Raw genomic sequence first — 22,469 nt, forward strand, 5'->3', positions numbered from 1 at the left:
TCTAAGGTTCAGAGCTTTAAACTTAACGTGGAAAGGAGCTGCACCATGAACTGGCAACCAAACTGGGCAAGGGTGGGAATTGCAACATCACTTTTAGTGATTTTGCTGACTTCATTGCTTCAGGCACAGGATCCTTTCGTTCAGATCACTTTCAGCTGGGAGAAGGTGATGGCCTCCCGAGGTGTATCCTGGGCAGATTACGATAACGATGGTTATCCCGATTTCTATGTCTCCAACGGGGTTACTGGCTATAAACAAGTGAATTTCCTCTATCATAATAATGGAGATGGAACATTCACTCGAGTCATGACGGGCCCGCCAGTCGAAGACCAATACGTTACTTATGGAAGCAGTTGGGGAGATTATGATAACGATGGCGATCTGGATTTATATGTCGCCGTCACTACTGGAACGTACGATGATCCTGTGATCAACAATTGTCTTTATGTCAATAACGGGGATGGTACATTTACGAAAAATACCACGGCGGGGCCTCCAGTGAATGAACGAGAATCAACCTGCGCGGTTGGTTGGGGCGATTATGATAACGATGGATTTCTAGATTTATTCATCAAAAATGGGACCTATCCAAAGCAACCGAATTCCCTATACCGGAGCAATGGAGATGGGACATTTACCGAAATCGTTGGAATCCCATTAGTGGGTAATGAAAACGCCACTTTGGTCTCGCGGTTTGCTTGGGGGGATTATGATAATGATGGAGATCCTGACCTTGCTATTGCCGGCGGTGATGGGGAAAACAACGCTATCTGGCGCAATGACGGCAACAATACCTTCACCAAGCTGGTGAATCAAAACGGGATGTCCATTATCCAAGGGAGCTACTCCTCGGCGCCTTGCTGGGGCGATTATGATAATGATGGTGATCTGGATCTGTTTATGTCCAATTATGGAAAAAATGGACCAGCAAAAAATTTCCTTTACCGAAACGATGGAAATGATGTCTTCACCAAAATTGTCGATGGCGACATCGTCAACGAGGAAAAATGCTCTTTGGGTTGCGCATGGGGAGATATTGATAATGATGGTGATCTCGATTTATTTGTTGGAAATGATATTTTTTTCAAAAACAGTTTGTTCATTAACAATGGAGACGGAACGTTCACGAAGGATACAACCAGCGTTGTGACCGATTCTAGTTTTACCTATGGGGCTGCCTTTGCCGATTTCAACAAAGATGGCTTTATCGATTTGTTCATTTGTCGCGAAGCGAAGAATATCCTTTATCAGAATAACGGTCCAAACAACGGCAATACGAATCATTGGATCAATCTGCAATGCACCGGGACGAATTCAAATCGAGCAGGCATCGGCGCGAAAGTAAGGGTCAAAGCAACGATCGATGGTCAGGTGCGTTGGCAAATGCGCGAAATTAGCGCCCAGAATGGTTATGGTAGCCATGATGATTTGCGAGCCCATTTCGGCCTCGGAGATGCCACCCTGATCGATGAACTGATCATCGAATGGCCCTCTGGGCTCGTTCAGACGCTCACTTCAGTGGCCGTGGACCAATTCCTGACTATTATTGAATCAGATCAGAGCGAAATGATCAAAATCACAGCTCCGAATGGGGGCGAGCAGTTTCAGGCAGGAAATGCTCATGAAATTACCTGGCAGTCCCACAATATCAGCGGCACGGTGAAAATTGAATTTTCTACCGATGGTGGGGCGACGTGGAACTTAATCGCCGATGGAGAACCAGATGACGGCAGTTATAGCTGGCAAGTGCCGCATGCGCCTTCAGAAAATTGCCGCATTCGAATCACCGACAGCGATGGTAGCCCGTTCGATGTTAGCGATAATCCTTTCACTATTCTTCCGATTATGCATGTGCTCACTATTTCTGTGAATCCCGCAGAAACGGGTACGACCGATCCATCAATTGGAGAACATAGTTATGCGTTAGGCACCGTTGTCACGCTGATCGCTACTTCGGCTGAAGGTTATGAGTTTGTCAACTGGTCTGGAGATGTCGCCGATCCGAATAATGATACGACATCTGTTTTGATCGATGGCGATAAAATGGTGACCGCCAATTTTAAAGATTCGACGACATATTTGATCATAGCGACTCCTAATGGTGGAGAGGATTGGGAGGTTAGTAGCCTGCATGATATCACCTGGAGCTCCAATAAGACGAGCGGCAAGGTGACAATTGAGTTCAGCGCCGACAGCGCTGCCACCTGGACCGTTGTCGCCGATACCACGGAAGATGATGGCCTATTTTCATGGACGATCCCGAACAGCCTCTCCAATAAATGTCTGGTGCGAGTGAGTGATGTAGATGGGCATCCCACGGACATCAGCGATACGCTATTTACCATTTCGATGCCGCCGTTCATTACGGTGCAAAGTCCGAATGGCGGCGAGGATTGGGAGGTCGGAAGTGTACAGCAGATCACTTGGAGTTCCAATAAGACCAGCGGTACTGTCAAGATTGAATTCAGTTCCGATAGCGCGGCTACCTGGATTGACATCGTAGCCAGCACTGAGGATGATGGTCTCTTTGAGTGGACGATTCCGAGTACGCCGTCAGCTCGATGCCTGGTTCGGGTGACGGACAGCGACGGCGATCCTAATGATGTCTCCGATGCAGTATTTACCATTTCGCAGGTGCCATTTATTTCGCTGGTATCCCCCAATGGTGGTGAGGATTGGAAGGTCGGGAGTGTGCATGATATTAGCTGGAGCTCCAATAAGACAAGCGGCAAGGTGACAATCGAGTTCAGCGCTGATAGTGCAGTCACTTGGATTTTGGTGGCCGATACGACTGAGGATGATGGGATCTTTTCATGGACGATTCCGAACAGCATTTCGAGCAAATGTTTGGTGCGAGTGAGCGATGTGGATGGCGATCCAGTCGATGTCAGCAATGCAGTTTTCTCCATTTCGCCGCAATCCTTTCAGTTGAAAATGGTTGCCGATCCCCCTGAAGGTGGCGCGACCGAACCAGCCGTTGGCGATCATAGCTTCAGTGATGGCTCAATCGTTCGCGTGATCGCGTTCCCGGCATCTGGTTATGTTTTTCTCAATTGGACAGGCGATGTCGCAGATCCGAATAATGATACAACCACAGTGACCATGAATGCTGATAAGATAGTCACTGCTCATTTTGCCGCTGTACCTGCTGCTATCGCCGATCTGCGGGCCTCGGTCCAAGGCAGTCACATTTTGTTGGAATGGTCTTCTGTCGATGGGGCCACGAGTTACCATGTCTATCGCGATACGAGTTATAATTTTATTCCAGATCGTGACCATGGCAGCAATCGGATTGCAACTGGGATAACCGATGAAGACCCTGGTACTGAAGGAGTTCAATGGACCGACACCGGGCATGGCGCGCAGATCGTCGGCGATGTGAATCGGAATTATTTTTATCGGGTCACCGCAGTATCCAGTGTTGAATCCGAGCCATCCAATCTTGCCAGCGAGTTTGATTATCAGTTGGTCACTACGGCCAGGACAGATATCAATGAAATTGCAGTCATTATGAACACCCTAAAAGGACGCCAGCCAATTCGAAATGCTGAGGAGCTTGCCCAAGCAATCCCATATTGCACTGACGTCTATTACTGGGACGCAGCGGTTCAGGGCATTGTCGGGCATGTGAAAGGTTTGCCATTTAACAACTTTAATGTTGTCCCTGGCTATCCCTATATGATCAACGTAACGAAAGACACGGTTTGGACAGTTGCCGGGAGTTATGCCGATACCAGTTTTCATTTAATTACCACCAGCAAGACCGATATTAATCATATCGCAGTACCGCTGAGCAAAAACTATTTAACGAATGCAGAACAGCTGGGTCAGGACATCCCCAATTGTACAGATGTTTACGCATGGGATGCAGTGAATCAGGGCCTGATCGGTCACGTGGTCGGATTACCATTTGCCAATTTTGATGTATCAGTCGGACATAGTTATTATGTGAACGTAACTGCTGATACAGTTTGGCCAGCACCTGAAAAAACTGCTGCAACATCTCTCCTCCTATCTGCCTCTGGCAAGTCGAGCAAGGCGGTTGCAAAAGAGGTCAGCAAATCTGGACGAGCAGTTCCTCACACAGTTTATGGCCGCTTAATTTATCCTCAGGATAAAACGATCCGGTCCGAGGATCTGGAGCTGTGTGCCTGGTTGGCGGGACATGAGGGTGAGGTCGAAGCAGCAAATCCTGCAGGCAGCGGTTGCGATGGTGAATTTTGGTGGGTGAGTGTGAGCAGCATCTCCCCAGCTTGGGCAGTGGGTGATACGCTGCAAATTGCCATTCGTGAGAAAAGCGGCAGTTATGTGGGGACCACTTTCGTGGTGTTGAGCGACGCTGGATCTGACAACGCTGGTGTACTGCGGCTGGATCGCGCATCGATCGCCGCCTCTGCGGCTTCAACTTCGCTTCCTGAGCAATTTGTGCTGAATCAAAATTATCCGAACCCATTTAATCCAGCGACTCTAATCTCATTCCAATTGCCTGAAGCTAGAACCGTGACCCTAAAAGTATTCAACCTATTGGGTGATGAAATTCGGACTCTGCTGAATGAAAAGAAGCAAGCTGGCTATCATCAGATTTCCTGGGACGGCAAAAACGATAGCGGCCAGGAGATGCCCTCGGGAATCTATTTGATTAAAATAGAAGCTGGGGAGTTTCGCGCCTATCGAAAGATGGTAAAAATCCGATAGAACTAGAGCGACCCTCAATTCAATCAATAGACGATTATAACCCTTGCCATGGCTATCTTGTGGCAAGGGTTTTTTTATCTATTCATCGCACCTCAAAATAGAATTGATAAATTCATAATCCAATCTTTTCTGGTTGAACTGATTAATAACTCCCGCTTTGATTCATATTTTTTCAAATTGATTGCTCGGATTTTCATGATAAAACCATCAGAGGCTGTTGGGACCAATTTCGAATCAAGAAAAATAGAAACCAAACAAATTTCGAGAAGTAACAACAATGAAGAATTGAGTCCGTCTTAATTGGTTTTGAATAAATGGAGAGAAAAGTTGAGAATGGATCGAGGAGCCTGTGTCAGCTTGCTGAGCTTGCTTTTAGTTGTTGCTATTGATTTATGCTCAAGTCTGAGCTTGGCAGCAACGATTCACGGCTTTGTTCGGGAGAAGGCCACGCGAGAGCCAATTGTATTGGGCAATGTTTGGATCAAAGATAGCCACTACGGCACGACAACCAATACAAAGGGCTATTATGTATTGGGATCTCTGCCCGCAGGAAATTATGAGATTCTTTTCCGCTACATCGGTTATAAAACGCATGTCGAAAAGATCATTATTGCTCATGAAACAGACCTTGAGCTGGATGTATATCTTGAGCCGGAGCCAATCTCATTGCCTGGAGCCACAGTAGTGGCGGATCGGGATCGGAACGAGTTGGATATTAAGCCGAGCCAAATTGTCGTTCCAGCGCAACAACTGCGCGCAGCGCCCCAGCTCGCAGAGCCAGATCTTTTTCGAACCATCCAGATGTTGCCGGGAGTGGCGACATTGTCCGACTTTTCAGCCGGGTTATATGTTCGCGGCGGCAGCCCAGACCAAAATCTAATCTTGTTGGACCATATCGATGTTTATAATCCCAACCATTTATTCGGATTTTTCTCCAGTTTTAACACCGATGCAATTAAATCGGTCGAGCTGCTCAAGGGTGGCTTCCCCGTGATGTATGGCGGCCGGTTATCATCGGTCCTTAATGTCATCAACAAGGAGGGCAATCGTGAAAAATTTCAGGGCGTGGCGCGGCTGAGCTTGTTGAGCACGAATGCAACGCTGGAGGGTCCATGGAAATACGGCTCGTGGATGGTCTCCGGCCGGCGGACTTATCTCGACCTGGCGGCCAAATTAGTTGATTTTAACCTGCCCTATTATTTTTACGACGGCCATGCCAAGATCAATTTTGATATCGATCGAAAAAATCAAGCTAGCCTTAGCTTTTATGCCGGAAATGATAAATTAGATCTCTCTCAAAACGAGACCGATATATTACTGGACTGGGGGAATCGGACTTTCAGCGCCCAATGGATGCGCCTGATATCTAGTAAATTGTTCTTTCATTTCGTCTTCGCGGGCAGCCGCTTCGATAGTGATTCTGAGGTACAATTCGACGATATCTCCTTTGGCATTTCAAATCGAATAGCTGATCTGGCGATCAAATCGTGGGTGACCTACTCCCCTTCCATTTTTCATACCATCGATTTCGGCCTCCAAACAAAGAGACTCCATTTCGAACTGAACAATAAGATCGCGGACCTGGCGTATAAAAAATCATTTGCTGGAACTGCGCTCGCATTTTATGCCCAGCACAATTACAAAGTGACCCAGGCGAATATCATTCAATCGGGGATCAGGCTCGATTTCTACAGCGATGGGAATTATTCCTTGCTCTCGCCCCAGGTTTCATATCAGCATCGGTTCAATGATCAAGTTGGTGTGACCCTTAGCTACGGTCGCTATGCTCAATTTCTCAATCTGGTCTATCAAGAGGGATTAAGTTTCGCTGACATGTGGTTTCCTGTTGATGAGACCTTTCCGCCTGGACGTGCTGATCATTTCATTTTGGGATTCAATTATGATAATTACCGCACACTCTCCATCAATGTCGAGGGCTATTACAAGTGGTACAAGAACATATCAGAATATCGGTTCCGAGCGGCTGAGTCCCAGGGGATCGATCGCGATTACGATCGTTTGACCATATCAGATATTTTTCTCGCTGGCAATGCTTCAGCATACGGGATTGATATTTACCTCCGCAATCAGATTTGGGGATTTTCTGGATGGCTCGGCTACTCGTTCAATTGGGTAAAGAAGCAAGTCCAAAGTTATAACTTTGATCAACCCTATTTCCCTCCGTATGACCGACGCCATACGATCACAGCTACCGAGCAATATCATTTTGGTCAGAAGTGGCGGATCAATTTCGCATTGAAGTTTGGCACAGGACAGCCTTATACCGAAGCTTCTGGCCGCTATCAAGCGCTAAATCCCAACGGTACCGTTTACGATCGTACACTTGAAGCGGAAAAAAACAATTCGCGTTTGCCACCCTATTTGCGTATCGACATCGGGCTCACCCATCTCAGGACCATATTCGGCTTGAAAACCGAGCTCGATCTCCAGGCAGTCAATATATTCAATTTTAAAAACGTCTGGTTTCGTTATTATGATTTCAAAACGAATCCAGCTACTCGAAAAGAGTTCTACATGTTGCCCAGGATCCCTACGCTGGGAATTTCGGTGATGTTCTAAACCATGAGAAAGATATGAAATGTTCAATCCGTTTGCGATTCTGGCTATTGATGCCGCTAATTCTTTGGTCATGTGACCAGTATCCTTCCAGCCCCCAGTATCAAAAAGAAATTGTTGTATTCGGCTTTCTCTGGGGAAACAAGGCCATGACTGCTGACCATGCCATCATGATCAGCTACACCCAACCGATTGACCAGGAGTACGATGCCGATCGTGCGGCTATTCGGAATGCTCATGTGAGCATTACCGAGGTAAGCTCAGGCAAAAGCTATGTGTTGCAAGAAGGCGATCGACCTGGCTACTACTTTAACGAAAGTCTTATTGCCATTCCCAGAAGAGCATATCGATTGAAAGTTGAAGTGGATGATCGAGTGGTGGCTGCCGAGACAACCGTGCCATTCGAGCTCGATATTCAGACCGATTTGAAAAGGGGAGGAATCGATTCTGTTTATCATGAGGGTCTTTCGGTGGAAAAGCCGATTTTTGTGAGCTGCGAAAATGAGCGTCAGATCATCATTATCGATGTCTATTGCCTCGAACCATGGCAGAACGCTGAATATATCAACCCATTTTGGGGCAAAAGCAAACCAAGCGATGCCGCAGAGTATGGGGGGCAGGATGGTAATAGTGAGCCTCGCCACATCCTGGCATCGGCAAAATACCGCGATCTTTCCTCTCCCAATTTTCCTGGCCTATATGTGATCGATTGGTATAGCTCCATGATCGGATTTTATGGTTCTTATATCCTTCAGGTGTTGGCTATCGATGAGAATTACTATCAATTTCTCAATCGAAAAGAATATCCTGAATTGCAAAGCGGAGTGGAAGGAGGGGTCGGGGTGTTCGGTTCAGTATGCGGCGAAACGTTTCGATTGTATATTAAGAAACCATGATTTGCAAATTGCGAAGGAAAAAAACATAGCGGCGAAGGCAACCCCCTCTTGCTATCTAATCATCTTGAAAGCTCGTAGATATTCAGCGGGTTGCTCATTTGAGCGGTGCTTATTCAGCAGAAAGTCATTGAAGAAAAACAGGGCATGAAAAAAGAGAAAAAAAGCTAAATTCAGATAGTGATCGGTCCGATAGTTGGAGTTAAGCCGTAAGGCTTTCATTTCATAACGATCGGCTCAATAGAATTGCCTTTTTTTTGGGCCAATTCTAATCCGATTCGACATATTGTGATGAAAGCTTTTTTTAAATCTTCTGGATAATCTGGCTCATGCCGTTTCAATTCATCGATCATTTGGAGGAAATACCATTTTTCTTCCAGCGAAAGATAGCTGATAATGTCGTCGAAAGAATCATAAACGGCCTTCCGAACGGAATCAGCTAAGCTATGGTCTGAGATCTTCATGTAATTCGGACATTGTTGTAAGCGATTGATCAGCATTTGATCTGGGATGACGATGATTTTACTGGGACGTAACGAAGCTTCGATTTGATCGCCCACATCAAGTTGATTGTGATGTTGGTCAAAGCCAATGGGGTCAAATTGAACTGCGCAGAAGCATTTTAGTGACATTCGACTGGGCGATACACGGAGCAATTTGCCTGAGCAATAAAAAGGTGCTCGTCCGGGAAAGGCAATTTCGATTTCCCTGATACGCTGGTGATGGTTATTATTGGTCAGGTCATAATCGATCGTGTAGCCCAGCAAGCCTCCGCGACTGATATTAATCACATCGACTGCGAATTTTTCATCTCCGTTGATGGCAAAATTGACCTTTGGGGTGCTTTCGCGATCTGGGTAATATCTCGCATGCTTGCGGCGTTCTGTCCAGCTTGTGGTTAATTCCACGGCTACGATTTTCCTCCTCTTGTCGCATTGACCTTTTTCCAATGATCTTTCACTTCCCGCCAAGAACGCGGATGAACCAAAAGATACCGCTGCGTATAACAAGTGGTCCAACAGCCCGAGCAATGTCGATATTCCTGCAGTCGCTTTCGATAAGGTCGTTCCGAAAAAATTTTCTGTAAGCTTGACACAAAGATATTTCCAATTGGCGCGCCATGGCAAAGATGCACATCGCCATTTTCCATGATAGTGGTGCGCGTGGAAAGGATGGGCGAATCCACAAAAGCGCAAAGCTTCCGGTGCCGTCCCTCCACAAACGGACCGATCCCTCGGATGAATGCGTCCAAATTCATGATATCTGGATTGCCTTCTAAGAATTTCAGCAGCTTTTCCAACCGTTTTCCTGGCTGAAGCTGTAATGCGTCATCCTTTCGGGTGGTGGCCGTCAGGGTATGATAGAGGCCAATGGTGACCTTCCAATCCAATTCGCGAATGCGGCAAATTAGCTCAGGCACCTGTTCCAGATTTAAATTATTGAGCACGATATTGGCATAAAGCAGCGGACCCGATCCATTGCGATGCTCAGCCAGCCATTTCATGTGCTTCAATACCGTCGCCGCGTGGTCTTTCACACCCCGTAACGAATCCCCTAAGGCCCCAAGTCCATCCAATGAAGTCTGGATATTGATGCGATGGTCCAAGGCTAAGCGACCAATTTTATAAATGATCTCGCTCTTATTGTAAAGTCCGGTCACCAAGGTGGTCGCGATCGAGAAGGTCTTCTTGGCGATCAACAAAATCTCAGCCAAATGGGGAACCAGGGTGGCCTCTCCTCCGGAAATAAAGCCAATATAAGCGCCGTAATCTCGCAGCCGCTGCGCAATGATTTGAAATTGCTCCAAAGTCATGCTCGGCGGCGTTGTCATTCGCTCATAAACACTGCATTGGCGACAGCGCTGGGTGCAGAGACGTGTTAAGCGAATCTCGGTGCTGGAATTGAGCGGCCGGCGATATAGGGCGCTGCGCATTCCTTTCATGATTGAATCAATCCAATTCATGGTGCCACCCTAAACGTGGTCACTTCTTGAAAGTATCTTCGATCTTTCCAGATAAAATGTCCCAGAGTCCCGAAAATGCCAGTGAAAATAATGTATGGCATCTGCAAGATCACCCAAATTGGGAAATATTTCACCAGATCCAATCGGTGAAAGACCTTCGCTCCTCTTAAACTAATCAAAAATTCGATCGCAAATTTAGCTACCAGGCAGATCGAGGGAACGACAATCGAATGATAAGTTAAGGCATAAATCGGTGTGCCCATCATCAAGATCGCGTTCATGAGAAAGACCGTCAGAATAAATGAGAAAAAAACTGGGTTCAATTTCAATTGATACGATCCATTGGACGCCCAGCGTTTGCGCTGATTCAGAAACGATCGGAGCGTCCTTTCCGCTTCAGTCCAGTTAAATGCTTTGGGATCGGGTGCAAACCGTATCTCCCAATTTGTGTATTTTCTGATCAATTGAAGCAATAACACATCATCCCCAGAAATGCGATTTTTGATCTTCTCAAAGCCACCAACTGCGTCAAACGCGGCTTTGCGATAGGCGATATTCTGTCCCGAAGCCGCCAAAGGGCAGCCCAGATTTAACGATCCCTGAGCTGCGGCCATGAGCGATAGAAAATCCAATGCCTGCAGCTTCTCAAACAACGAATAGCCATGGTCGGCTGTCCCCAACTGAGAAAATCCCACAACCATTCCCACCGGCGCCACAAAATATGAGACCATGGTCTCCACCCACGTCGATTGAACGTGACAATCGGCATCGGTCGACAGAATGATCTCACCACTGCTCTGGCGAATCCCTTGATTGAGCGCATTTTTTTTTGCGATAAGTCCAGTCTTACTATCAAGTGTTGCTTTAACGTGTTTAATATGGCAATGCGTTCGAGCAAATTGATCAATAATTTCCCCAGTTCGATCTTCCGACCCATCATTGACGATGATGATCTCCAATAATTCCTTTGGATATGTTTGTTGAACCAGCTCCGATAGCAAGTTTCCAATATTTTTCTCCTCGTTGCGAGCGGCAACGACAACAGATACAGAAGGCTGATGAGAAGTCCGTTGCCGATTTGGAAAAAATAATCCAATCAAAAACACTGAGAGGATGAAAACATAAGCGATGGTTATTAGAATGAACAAAAAATTAAACAACACGCTCTCCTTACAATGTGACGTAGATCATAAAAATTGTTTCTCAACGCAGCGGAGCTATTCAAGGATGTTAAAAATCAGACAACCTTTTTCCTCGAATTGATCTGATGATCGCAACAGATGTCTTAATTTGCCTACGACTTCAGAATTGAGACCAGGCCAGAGATATTTTCTTTTCATTGATCTTTATCATCTGATCCTGAACAATTGAAAGATCGGTCAGTTGTGGCCTTGAAACGCTCCTCTTTCCAGCTAAATTTGCCGAGCTGTCCCCAAAGCCCGAAAATGACCACATAAGGGATGTGAAGTATCATCGCCAGGGGGAAAATAGTCAATGCCCGTCGATCATCCAAAATGGCAGCGAATCGATATATTAATTGGAATTCTGCCAGGCTTTTGGCTAACCAGCAGACGAACGGCAGCCAGAGAAAGTTGGAATAGAAGCAGCTCACCGGCAGCCACGCAAGCAGGCAGAGATTCAATAGATAAATCGAAATGAGCAGCGCTTTCAATTGCAGCGAGTAATGACGGCCTTTTGATGCATGGCGAATGCGTTGATTGGCGAACTGACGCCATCCCTGGGGTGGTCGCGTGATCACGGTGGTCGTCCTGTCGATGGAGTATCGTACGGACCAGTTGGTCTGCCGCGTCACCAGATGCAAAAACAGGTCGTCGTCCCCCGAGACCAAATGTTGAATTTGCTTAAACCCCGCAACGGAATTGAAGGTTTCTTTTCGATATCCCAGGTTGCGCCCATTGCAGGTGAGCGGTTTGTTGAGGCCAAAGCTCCCCGCAGCGACTGCAGCCAGCGATAATGAATCCAATTTGAGCAACTGCGAAAAGAGCGTATTGCGATCGCGAGGCTCGATGGGCGAAAAGCCAGCCACCAAGCCGACCTCTGGCTCAAAATAGCGGACCATCCCCTCGATCCAGCCAGAATGAGGGGCGCAGTCGGCGTCAGTCGTCAGGATGATTTCCCCTCGTGCGGCGCGAATTCCCAATTCCAAGGCATGTTTTTTAGGTGAAATGCCCGTCGGCAGTTCCCTCACCTCGATCAATTTTATCTGGCTGTTCTCTTGCATAAATTCTCTCACAATCTCCGCCGTCCGGTCATTCGATCGATCATTGATGACAATGATCTCGTAACAATCCGATGAATAAGATTGATTCACCAAGCTGGAGAGACAGGCACCAATCGTGGCTTGTTCATTTCGAGCAGCCACGACGACCGATACCTGAAATTTTTGTTCATTTTGCCCAGTTTTGAGAAAGAACAACCCCCGAGAGAGCTGCCATAACAAGAAACAGTACCCCAATGTCAGTAAAATTGTTAAAGTAGATAAAGCGATTAGCATGGATGATCTTAGCTGCGAGTCTGTGATGAGAGGGGTATCAATCGAGTATTTTTAATGCGCTATTTTAGCATCGACAATCGTTTTAATCGAAGAAAGAGCTCTTGGGTCCACCAGGTTTCTCTATAAATTCCGTTACGGATATATCTTGCTTCTGCAGCGCGAATGTGAGCCGCCCATTCGCTGCCGTATCTTTACTTCTTATGTTCTGAAGATCCCAGCGCCCGCTATTCATCTTCTGATGATTAAAATATGCAAAAAAAAGATAAATGTCAACAGCTTTATTTAGTAATTTTATTTAGTAATCAAGCCAAATTTTAGGCCCTTCTTTTTGACATGTTGGATCATTGAACTCAATATCCGAACGGTACGATAACTATTTAGGTGACCATCATGAAGCAGGATAATATCACCTTCGGTCACTTTTTGATGCGCGAGGCTAATTATAAAGCGATCTGATAATTTGATATCAAAATCATAGAGCATCAAACTCCAGAGTACCATCTTGAGTCTCAGCTTAGTGCACATATTCAGCAATCGGGGAGAAAATATGCCGAAAGGAGGTCGGAAAAATTGGACTTGTTCACCGATCACTGCCTCGACTGCTGATTTGCTGCGTCCTAATTGTTGAGACAAATAGTCGATCGATTGATGAAATAACCGCTCGTGCTGAAAACCATGGATCCCAATTTGATGGCCTTGCTGATGGATCTGCTTCACCAAATCGGGATGTTGAATGGTTTTATATCCCAGAACAAAAAATATGGCAGGTACTTGCTCCTGATTCAGAATATCCAAAATAGCAGGCGTGTGAATCGGATGCGGTCCATCATCGAAACTGAGGTAAACCTGATGTTGCAGTTCAGCCCCTCTCCAGATGATCTGAGGAAACAATTTGAAAAACAGCATTGGTTGTCTAAAAAACCTCATCGGCCCTTCCATTCGAATTTGTTAAACAAGCCAGCCACCCCAACATAAAGGATGTAAGGGATCTGAGCCACTTCAGCTAAGAGAAAATATTTTCTCAGGTCCTTTCTTCCCACAAATTCTGTGCTTTTCATGATCAAAATCAGATCGACTCCCAGTTTTACGATCAAGGGGACGATCGGGAAGAAGGACGAAATGGCGAATGCCACGGGAATTGAGATAAAAAGCCACAGATATAGCAAATAGGTGGCAATGAGGAATAGGATCAGCGAGGGTTTCTGATAGACAAGGCTTTTGGACGCCCATCGGGTGCGCTGTTGAATAAACTCGCTGAGAGAGTTTATTGGCCATGTAAAAACGAACGAGCCATAAGATAGACAAGCCCTGATGGTCCAATGGGTCATTCGGTCAATTTTTTGAAGCAATAGATCGTCATCGCCGCTGAGGATGTGGATTTGCCCATCATAGCCCCCGACCTGCTCAAATGTGACGCGACGCATCGCTAAGCTGGCACCATTGGCGATGATGGGATCGCCTGCGCCGAGGCTGCCAAGCCCTGCCATGGTTAATCCGACCAATTCGAGCGACTGAAGCTTATGAAACAGATTTTGCTCCGAGCGTTTCGCAATGCCCACATAGCCGATGACCATACCGACATCTTCGTTAAAATGGCTAATCATTTGGGAGACCCATTGCGGCTCTGCCCAGCAATCGGCATCTGTAGTAAGAATTAGCTCGCCAGTTGAAGCCTCAATCCCCACTTGTAAAGCCCGTTTCTTCGGCGATATGCCCACTGGAGAAGGCCCCATTTTGATCATTCGAATAGACGGGTACAAATTGCTGAAGGATTCGACTACTTGGTCAGTTCGATCCGATGAATCATCATCGATCACGATGATCTCTATGAGGTCTTGTGGATAGTCCTGAGCGAGCAATGACGCTAAACACACCCCAATGGTTCGTTCCTCATTTCGTGCTGGAATAATGATGCTGACAGAATAACGTTTGGGATTCCTCCGTGACGCCAACTGAGATAATCCCCAATAACAACTGAGGATTTTGCTGGAATAAATCAGTAGCAAAAAGATCAAAAATAAAAAGGCGAAAAAAGACAACATCACTCCATCATTCCATCATTCTGTTTTAGGATCATTTCAATCATCTCAAAAATCTAATTGGACGTGGGAACTGGGTTGTGATTATTGTTCCGAAACATCAAACGGTATTTCAGCACTAGGATCAAGCCCAACAAGCTGGGGATGAGCAAATTGATCATGAATAAAAGGATTGAAGCATTGAAAGCGGCAAAATCGTGGACACCCACTTTGCCCAAGAAAAAGATGGCGGCGCTTTCCCGGATGCCAAGATCGCCCAATGAAATGGGGAGCAGCGATTTGACGAGCATTGTTGCTGCAATGGCCCAAAATGTTGGCAACAACGGGGCGCGTTCAAAAGAGCAAACGAGAATATAGAATTGTAAGAAAAAGATGAAGTAGAATGCAACGGTCATCAATAGTAAATGAAAAGCCTGGCGTCGGTGGAAATTATCCAGACTGCCCATAAGTAGTTTCATTTTGTCCCGAAAAGGGAGAATGATGTTGAGACTATAAAGAAAACCCCGAATGACTTCTGGATGGAACATGACATAATAGATGACGATCAATGTGATGAGAGTGAACACAACAATTGGTGCTAATGTATACAAATAAAGTTGATGGCTCACGAAAAGCAATAATCCCAGCGCGCCCCAAAAGAATACCACGCCCAATGAGAACATTTTATCGATGAAAGTGATGCCGAGCAGGCTAACCCAGGAGCAATCTTTGATAAAGAAAGCGCGACCGAACTCGCCCACACGTCCCGGAGTGACAAAACCGAATGTAAACCCTGCCAACAATGATTGGAATATCTCGCGATTGGAGACCGGCGGTTTCAGCAACCGGACAAGGTAACGCCATTTGAGAAATTGAAAATAGATGTTGGGCAACAGCAAAATTAGCGCCGCAAAGATGCAGAACAACCGGGCTGATCGAAAAGCTGTTGATATATCCTGCACCGATACCCGTTTCAGCAGCATGATCATGACCAGCACTGCAATGCTAATTTTAGCCAGGTAAATAACGACCCGTTTAGAGATAGATTTTTTGATGCGCGGTGCAGTTCTCGCAGATATCGAGAGAGGACTGTCGCTGAAGAATGGCGGCTCGGAATTGGTGTGATGCATTGGATTTCCAGATTGATTCGAATTCATTGTCCAAACGAACCTGTCCGTAATCATGGTGAGCATTTTTATCGAAACAGCAAGGGACCAGCCGACCATCAGACAACAGGACGGCGCTATACCATAGCCGAAAACATTTCCCATTCAATGATTTTTTCGCACCATTTGTTCCCGCTTGCCCCTGATACCGGCGAAAGGCTGGCTCTTCTGGCAAAAATTGTTCTGCGGACTCGTGCTCTTCGATCTGAAGCGTCTTGAACAGCAAGCGATCCACTTTCAATTTAGCGGCCAATCGGCGCATCGCTGGCATTTGATGCTCATTGTGCTTTGTCACCAGACATTGTAGTAGCACCTTGGGCGCCTTGCGATGAAGCTGGGTCCTGACATGAATCAGTTGGGTGATCCCGGCGATGACCCGCTGAAAATCGCCGTTTTGACGATAAGCGGAATAAGAAGCGGGATCACTGCCATCCACTGAGACGATGATGACATCCAAACCGCTCTGAACCAGTTCTATCAGCGTCGCCTCATCGGATAGAAAGTGGCCGTTGGTGCTGGTGGATACATAGATGCCGCGCTGCTTAGCGAGTCGAATCAGCTCCAGGAACTGGGGATGAAAAAACGGCTCGCCCTGATTATATAGCAACAGATACCACAGCCGATCGCCAATCTGATCCAGCACTTTTTTATACAGATTGATGTCCAACACCTTGCGCTGGCGAGTGATTCTGCTCAAGCCAACCAGGCACTGGGGGCAACGCAAATTGCACAGCGCGGTAGGTTCGACCACCAGCACCGCAGGGATCCCCCAGACGCGGCTTTTCCGCATGATCGAGGAAATACCAAGGCCCATCAAAAGCTTCAAAAAATTCGCGATCCGGGGTGGAGATGCGCTCCGAAAAACTTGTCCCCACCAAATCTCATTCATTTTTTCCTTCCAATGATATACCACGTGGGATTTATCAGCCGATTGAACAACCCGTATCGATCATTCACCATGCGGAAAATCCATAACTCCAAATGGTGCTGTTTCAACCAGCCAATGATGGCCAAGTGGAGTGGATGAGACACCACCGAATCTGGCGATTGAAAGAGTCGTTGAGCAACAAATGTGTTAACGAAACTCAATTCGAACCCGTGCTGTTCAAAAAGATTTTTTAGCTGCCCAATGGAAAGCAAAGCTGGCCAATCGTTTCGCGGTCTTAGGTCCCTGTGAAATACACGTTGAACGAAAAACGCCACCAGAGGTCGAGACAATAGCGCCACTCCAGGCAACGACCAATGAGGGTCTAAGAAAAAATTCAATGGCGAACATCGATTCGGCGTTGAAACATAGAGCAATCCTTTGCGAGAAAGAATTTGGCTCAGCTTTGCAAAAAGCGAATCTGCATCAGGCACATGTTCCAGAACATCCTGCAGCACGATCAGGTCATAGGTGGCCTTAAGCCATTTATCATCGTTTGCAAGACAAAATTGGATCTCAGTCTGTTTGAACAACGGTTGAAGATTTGGATCGATATCCACTGCAGTGACAAGAGCACCGAGTTGGGCCAGCAGCCGAGCCAGGCTACCCTGCCCGCAGCCGTAATCCAATGCCCGAATTCCAGCCAGAGGGATGAACTGTCGCAAAAGGTCGACCACCAGCTCGGCTCGCTGTTCAGCAAATTTATGATAATTGTCCCAGGTTTGATGATGCAGCGGCATAAGAAATGGCTCTTCAGCTCGTTCATCTGGAGTCTAATCATTCAATTAAAAGCATTCTTTTTATGCAGTGCCTAACGATCCTTCAGCTCCGTTTGATATTCAATTACTGGACGAAAAATATCGATGGCCAAATTTTGAAAGTCGACATCGAGCGGGTCAGGCTCGAATTTTTCGAAGCATAGCTGATAATACGGGTCTTGTGACTCGAACCAACCGCGACTCATGTCATCGGAGCGCCATTTCCTTCGTGCAGATTTTAAGGCTGCTGGTTCAGGTTTGTTTTTTTCAATCAATCGCGTTGCGAATTCCCAGCTTGTCTCTGGGAAGAAATGGATCGGTTTGCTCAGGCCCTGCCAATAGATGTCAAGCAAATCAGCTAAGAGCTGATGGCTGTTCTCAATTTGGTTAAATTGCCAAGCTTCCCAATTTTCCGTTCCGTTTTCAGCCTCCCAACCGATCAGCCAACTGATTCGCGGATAGTCTTTGGGTTGAACCAGATTGAGCACCAGATGGTAGATCCAGGCGCGCAGGCGATCCCTAGCCCGGATTTTGGCCAATCGATAGGTCAACAAGCGCTCTGGAAAAACCCCCTCTATCTTGCCGACGAGTTTAAATTGACCCAAGTTTAAATCCACCGTCAGAGCCGGCAATGGTCCAGTGAACAAATAGGGTTGTAGTTTATGAGCAAATGCATGAACTGTGCGACGCAATCGGTCGAACTCAATCTGGCCAACTGATCCATGGGGCAGTGCACCCTGGGCGCGAAGGAGTTCAAACGAATCGCTGAGATCTTTCCCCGCCAAAAATTCTGTTAGTAGTTGCTGTGCCCAATGGTATTGATCCAACTTTTCCAATTGGAACGGCTCATCTTCCTCAAAAATGGGACTGACCTCTTCAAGAATCATGCCCAATCGACGGGTCACAAAAAATTTTGCTGGGTTCTCAAAAAAACGGACCAGATCGATCAAGTTGATGATTCTCCAACTTTCATCAGGAATAGAAAGTCCTTGGGTGATAAAGGGGCTTGGGGCGCTCCGCGGCTCAAGCATTTTTTTTGCTGTCTGAAAATGTTGGGCTGAAAAACTAAACAGCTTTTGATCATTTTGGAAATACGCAGGGCTGAATGCTTGCAAACGATGTTTTGTTATCAGATGGTCAGAAATGTTTTTCTCAGGAATTTCATAATTGGCATCGATATAGTCAAGCAATTCATTTACCAGCACCGATGGCGGAATGGGGCTATTGTCTTGAAGACTTTGCCCGACAAAACTGATGTATAATTTTTTGCGTGCGGAGAGAATCGCCTCAAGAAAGAGGTAGCGATCATCTTTTCGACGTGAACGGTCGCCTGGGCGCGGCTGATGGGCCATAAGGTCGAATCCCAACTTTTGTTCCTGACGAGGATAAACGTCGTCGTTCATGCCGAGGAGGCAAATAATTTTAAAGGGAATGCTCCGCATAGGCAACATCGCACAAAAAGTGACCCCACCCGTCATAAAGCCAAACCCATAGCTGGTCCGCTCAAATTGTCCTTTTAAGTAATTTTTGATCACTTCCACATGAATTGGATATCTGAAGTCGGTTTGCTGTTGTAATTTTCCTAATTCAGTTGCACTGCGCCAGATCAGCAAATAATCGTTTTCGGTTTCAGGATCGGGTGCAAAGAGATTTTCTAATATGCGTTGCAACTGTTCGCTCCATTCTTTCAAACTGCGGGGATGATGCAAGCTTTTGATCGTTAAAAAGAGTTGTTCGAGGAAGTCAAGGAAATTTCCCAGCAATTCGGCGTCATCGCCTTCTATGGCATCATAGGGCAAAATGTTGGCGAACATGCGCTTTCCCTGTCCCGGGAGCGCATATCCTAATAAAAGCCGATCCAGCCCAGCTCGCCAGGTGTGTTCCAAGGTGTTCGGCAAGCCTAATTCTTGGCGATGCTCCGCGTCAATTCCCCAGCGGATGTGCGTCTCGCTGATCCAGTGGCGAATCCGATCCAGCTCGGTTTCTGATAAGTTGAATCTGCGCTGGACAGCAGGAGATTCGAGCACCGTCATTACTTCATTAGAGGTACAGCGGCTGTGGGAGAGATCGAGCAAAGACAGGAACGTATTGATCAACTCACTCTCCTGTCGAACGGTTCGGTCGCTAATGCTAAATGGAATGCGCCGGGGATCATCCATCGGGAGATCAAACACAGCGTGAATATAGGGTGCGTAGCTCTCAATCTCTGGAGTCATCACCAATATATCTTTCGGCAAAAGCTCCGCATCTTGCTCGAACATCCGCAACAATTGGTCCTGGAGCACTTCGACCTCACGCATTGGGCTGTGGCAAGAATGAATCTGGATGGAATCATCATTCGCTGCAAGTTGGACTTTGGGCTGGTCGATACCTCGTTGCTTAAGGTTTAAAATATCGGACTGAATATGGGAAAGCAAAGTCTTTTCGCCTGGTTCGATAAATTCAGCGTGCTCTTGAAAGTCGAAATCGTAGATCATCCCCAAAAATTCCCTGCCCAGAGCTCCCATCGAGGCCAGCAACGAATTTCCGCTTTCAAGATCAAAATCTTCGGCCTCACCTGTTCGATCGGGATGGTTGATGCTATACCGTTCGTCCCCACCCAGTGATGGAATATCGAACCAGAATTCGCGGCAGGGATTCATTACGAACAGATGGACTGGTGTGAATTTAGAGATTGCCTTAAGGATATGAAGATGAAACGGGGGTAATGCTGAGATTCCAAACACGCTGACCCGTTCTGGGAAGCTTTTTGGCGGGGCGGTCAATGATTGCACCTGCTCGAGAAACTGCTTTCCCAGCGTCGCGCGGTGAAGGGGACCGTTTTCCTGAACCAGCCTTCGCCAGAGCATTGCTTGCCAATGATGATCCTCGCCGCGCTCCCATCGAAAGATCCAGTCGGGCCGATAAAGCAGATATTGATCAAATCGATCGGCGATACGCTCCGCCAACTGAAATGCCTTGAGGTCGAATTGAGAACCACCAAGGTAATTTTTAATGCTGAGGAATTCTGGCCGATCGATGAAGTCGGGCAAAAGTTTCATGATTTTCCAGATCAGCAATTGTGGATCAAACGGTGTTGGATCTGGAATATTTGGAATGATTTTGCTGAGCATCTCGTGGACGAAAGCATTGGGGAACGGGAACTTCACATTGGCGCAAATCCCAAAGCGTTGCGCCAATTGCATCGCCAGCCAACGTTCCATGCCCTTGCTTTGTACCACGACGATTTCTGGCGTCAGCGGTGAGGCAAGCGGAACCCGTAAGACTTCGGCCAATTTTTCGGCCAGCATTTCCAATCGATTGCTCGTGTAGAGATGAATATGGGTCATAGGAAAAATAGATCGGGCGACCATCGATTCAGGGCACGTTTCAACCATTCAGCGTTTTAAAATATACAAAATAAACTGATCCAAATCAATCAATTTGTGAGCCTATTAAGGTTTTCTTATCGAGATGGCAGTAAAGGATCTGCTGGTCGAATTCAATTGTCTGGCTAATGGAATCAGATAGCGGAAAGCTGGAAGCCAAAAGCGAAAGTCTAAGAGCCAAAGATCGAGAAAAATAGAGAACGGGATCGTCCAATCGCTTCGGATCAATAATGAACCGCCAGCCAAATGGTCACCTGATCTGGATCGGTCCATTCCACCCGATGTTTGCAATGGGCGGGAATATTGATATAATCCCCTGATCTCAGTTCCAAGATTTCGCTCCCGTTTTCAAACCGCAAACGCGCTTGGCCTTGAACGACTATCACCCATTCGTTGCGATCTTGGTCGTACCAGAATTCTGGAGGTGATGCTTGGCCTTTCGATATGATCCGCTCAATGGTCAGATCACCGGTATGAACAATGGTCTCGAAAATTTCATCGTCAATTCGATTGGGGATCTGAGAGAAAATATTTTGCTTGATCATGATCAGCTCCTGAGCGAGAGATAATTGGCATTTGAATTGGCTACTGAATCAGAGAGAGGAAAGTTCCCAGGAGATTATTGAGCGATAATGCTATAGACCCAGCGAGCGATACCGAAGAGAACCAGTACAATGCCTTCGCGGCGCGTAAGCTTCCATTCGGTTCGGAGGAAAACCAAAGCGATACCGACCATGAAGGGATAGATCAAAAGACTAATGCGAGCCGAGGTTTCAATGGGCATTTCGCGGATGATGCCGGCCAATCCCAAAACGCCCAGCACGTTGAAAATATCGCTACCAATGAGATTCCCGATGGAGATGCCTGAGTTACCACGAATTGCGGCGACAATAGAAGTCACCATTTCTGGCAATGACGTCCCAGCCGCGACAATGGTAGCTCCGATGAGCCATTCCGAGCAGCCGAACGTTCTGGCCAAATTGCAGGCGGAATTCACCAAAAAATGAGAGCTTCCGATGAGCATTGCTGTGCTCAAGGTTAGCAAAAAAATATCGCGGAAGCGAAAATTATCAGCCTCGAGGTCTATCTCTGGGCTGACAGCTCTGCTGCTATATAAATTGCCCAAGTAGAACAGCAACAGAAGGAATAACACCATTCCTTCGAATCGACTCAATCGAAGGTCCCACAGCATGGCAACTGCTACCAGGGTGACGACCATCAGGAAAAAGCCGTCGCGGTGGATCATCTGGTCATCCGTTTTGAGATTGCGAATGATCGCTACTCCCCCCAGAATAATTCCAATATTGAAGATATTGGAACCGATAATGTTTCCGATCGAAATGTCGCCCGCTCCCCGAATCGCGGCTGAAATTGAAACGCACAACTCAGGCGCTGAAGTCCCAAATGCAACAATCGTCAGACCGATGACCAAATTGGAGACCCCGAGCTTCCGAGCGATCCTGGCAGAAGAATCCACCAACCAACCAGCCCCCTGGCACATCACGACAAAACAGACCACCAGAATTATCGTCTCAATAATGATGTTCATACTGGAATCCCTGACCGTTTTTGTGGCTCAGGCGTGGTCAAT

The 22,469-nt window shown here is 46.8% G+C and carries 15 protein-coding genes; 3 read left to right on the forward strand and 12 right to left on the reverse strand.

Going from position 1 to position 22,469, the window contains the following annotated elements; genetic code table 11:
* Window positions 1-45 precede the first annotated feature (45 nt).
* The 3 genes from ONB37_02100 to ONB37_02110 all read left to right on the forward strand — a co-directional run bounded on the left by ONB37_02100 (window position 46) and on the right by ONB37_02110 (window position 8,168).
* Window positions 46-4,695 carry an FG-GAP-like repeat-containing protein gene (locus ONB37_02100; protein ID MDZ7398935.1) on the forward strand — a complete coding sequence of 1,550 codons (4,650 nt, stop codon included), beginning with the start codon at window positions 46-48 and terminating at the stop codon, window positions 4,693-4,695.
* A gap of 333 nt (window positions 4,696-5,028) precedes the next feature.
* Complete coding sequence (locus ONB37_02105) at window positions 5,029-7,275, forward strand: TonB-dependent receptor (protein MDZ7398936.1); 2,247 nt, start codon at window positions 5,029-5,031, stop codon at window positions 7,273-7,275.
* Between the two features lie 14 nt (window positions 7,276-7,289).
* Window positions 7,290-8,168, forward strand: a complete 879-nt coding sequence (locus tag ONB37_02110; protein ID MDZ7398937.1) for a DUF4249 family protein — start codon at window positions 7,290-7,292, stop codon at window positions 8,166-8,168.
* A 215-nt stretch (window positions 8,169-8,383) separates the two neighbouring features.
* Here the strand turns inward: ONB37_02110 and ONB37_02115 are convergent, their stop codons facing one another.
* From ONB37_02115 to ONB37_02170, 12 genes are all read right to left on the reverse strand, one after another.
* Window positions 8,384-9,073 carry a PilZ domain-containing protein gene (locus tag ONB37_02115; GenBank protein MDZ7398938.1) on the reverse strand — a complete coding sequence of 230 codons (690 nt, stop codon included), beginning with the start codon at window positions 9,071-9,073 and terminating at the stop codon, window positions 8,384-8,386.
* Window positions 9,074-9,075: 2 nt separating this feature from the next.
* Window positions 9,076-10,107 (reverse strand): radical SAM protein, encoded by a 1,032-nt coding sequence (locus ONB37_02120; protein ID MDZ7398939.1) that lies wholly within the window; start codon window positions 10,105-10,107, stop codon window positions 9,076-9,078.
* A gap of 17 nt (window positions 10,108-10,124) precedes the next feature.
* Window positions 10,125-11,288 carry a glycosyltransferase gene (locus ONB37_02125; GenBank protein MDZ7398940.1) on the reverse strand — a complete coding sequence of 388 codons (1,164 nt, stop codon included), beginning with the start codon at window positions 11,286-11,288 and terminating at the stop codon, window positions 10,125-10,127.
* A 176-nt stretch (window positions 11,289-11,464) separates the two neighbouring features.
* Window positions 11,465-12,643 carry a glycosyltransferase gene (locus ONB37_02130; protein MDZ7398941.1) on the reverse strand — a complete coding sequence of 393 codons (1,179 nt, stop codon included), beginning with the start codon at window positions 12,641-12,643 and terminating at the stop codon, window positions 11,465-11,467.
* Window positions 12,644-12,934: 291 nt separating this feature from the next.
* Window positions 12,935-13,570: a polysaccharide deacetylase family protein gene (locus tag ONB37_02135; protein ID MDZ7398942.1), complete on the reverse strand. Its 636-nt coding sequence runs from the start codon at window positions 13,568-13,570 to the stop codon at window positions 12,935-12,937.
* The gene (locus ONB37_02140; GenBank protein MDZ7398943.1) at window positions 13,567-14,595 is read right to left on the reverse strand and encodes a glycosyltransferase; all 1,029 of its coding nucleotides are present in this window, start codon (window positions 14,593-14,595) and stop codon (window positions 13,567-13,569) included. The genes ONB37_02135 and ONB37_02140 overlap by 4 nt, the downstream gene beginning before the upstream one ends.
* Window positions 14,596-14,738: 143 nt before the next feature.
* Window positions 14,739-15,791, reverse strand: a complete 1,053-nt coding sequence (locus ONB37_02145; GenBank protein ID MDZ7398944.1) for a flippase-like domain-containing protein — start codon at window positions 15,789-15,791, stop codon at window positions 14,739-14,741.
* Complete coding sequence (locus ONB37_02150) at window positions 15,697-16,716, reverse strand: radical SAM protein (protein ID MDZ7398945.1); 1,020 nt, start codon at window positions 16,714-16,716, stop codon at window positions 15,697-15,699. Before ONB37_02150 ends, ONB37_02145 begins: the two co-directional genes overlap by 95 nt.
* The gene (locus ONB37_02155) at window positions 16,713-17,492 is read right to left on the reverse strand and encodes a class I SAM-dependent methyltransferase (protein MDZ7398946.1); all 780 of its coding nucleotides are present in this window, start codon (window positions 17,490-17,492) and stop codon (window positions 16,713-16,715) included. The genes ONB37_02150 and ONB37_02155 overlap by 4 nt, the downstream gene beginning before the upstream one ends.
* Before the next feature lie 71 nt (window positions 17,493-17,563).
* A complete protein-coding gene (gene recC, locus ONB37_02160) occupies window positions 17,564-20,839 on the reverse strand; it encodes an exodeoxyribonuclease V subunit gamma (GenBank protein ID MDZ7398947.1) in 3,276 nt (1,091 codons plus the stop codon).
* Between the two features lie 263 nt (window positions 20,840-21,102).
* Window positions 21,103-21,423 (reverse strand): cupin domain-containing protein, encoded by a 321-nt coding sequence (locus ONB37_02165; protein ID MDZ7398948.1) that lies wholly within the window; start codon window positions 21,421-21,423, stop codon window positions 21,103-21,105.
* A gap of 74 nt (window positions 21,424-21,497) precedes the next feature.
* Window positions 21,498-22,427, reverse strand: a complete 930-nt coding sequence (locus ONB37_02170; GenBank protein MDZ7398949.1) for a calcium/sodium antiporter — start codon at window positions 22,425-22,427, stop codon at window positions 21,498-21,500.
* Window positions 22,428-22,469: the final 42 nt, after the last annotated feature.

It is taken from the genome of candidate division KSB1 bacterium (assembly GCA_034506395.1).
Taxonomy (GTDB): domain Bacteria; phylum Zhuqueibacterota; class Zhuqueibacteria; order Thermofontimicrobiales; family Thermofontimicrobiaceae; genus Thermofontimicrobium.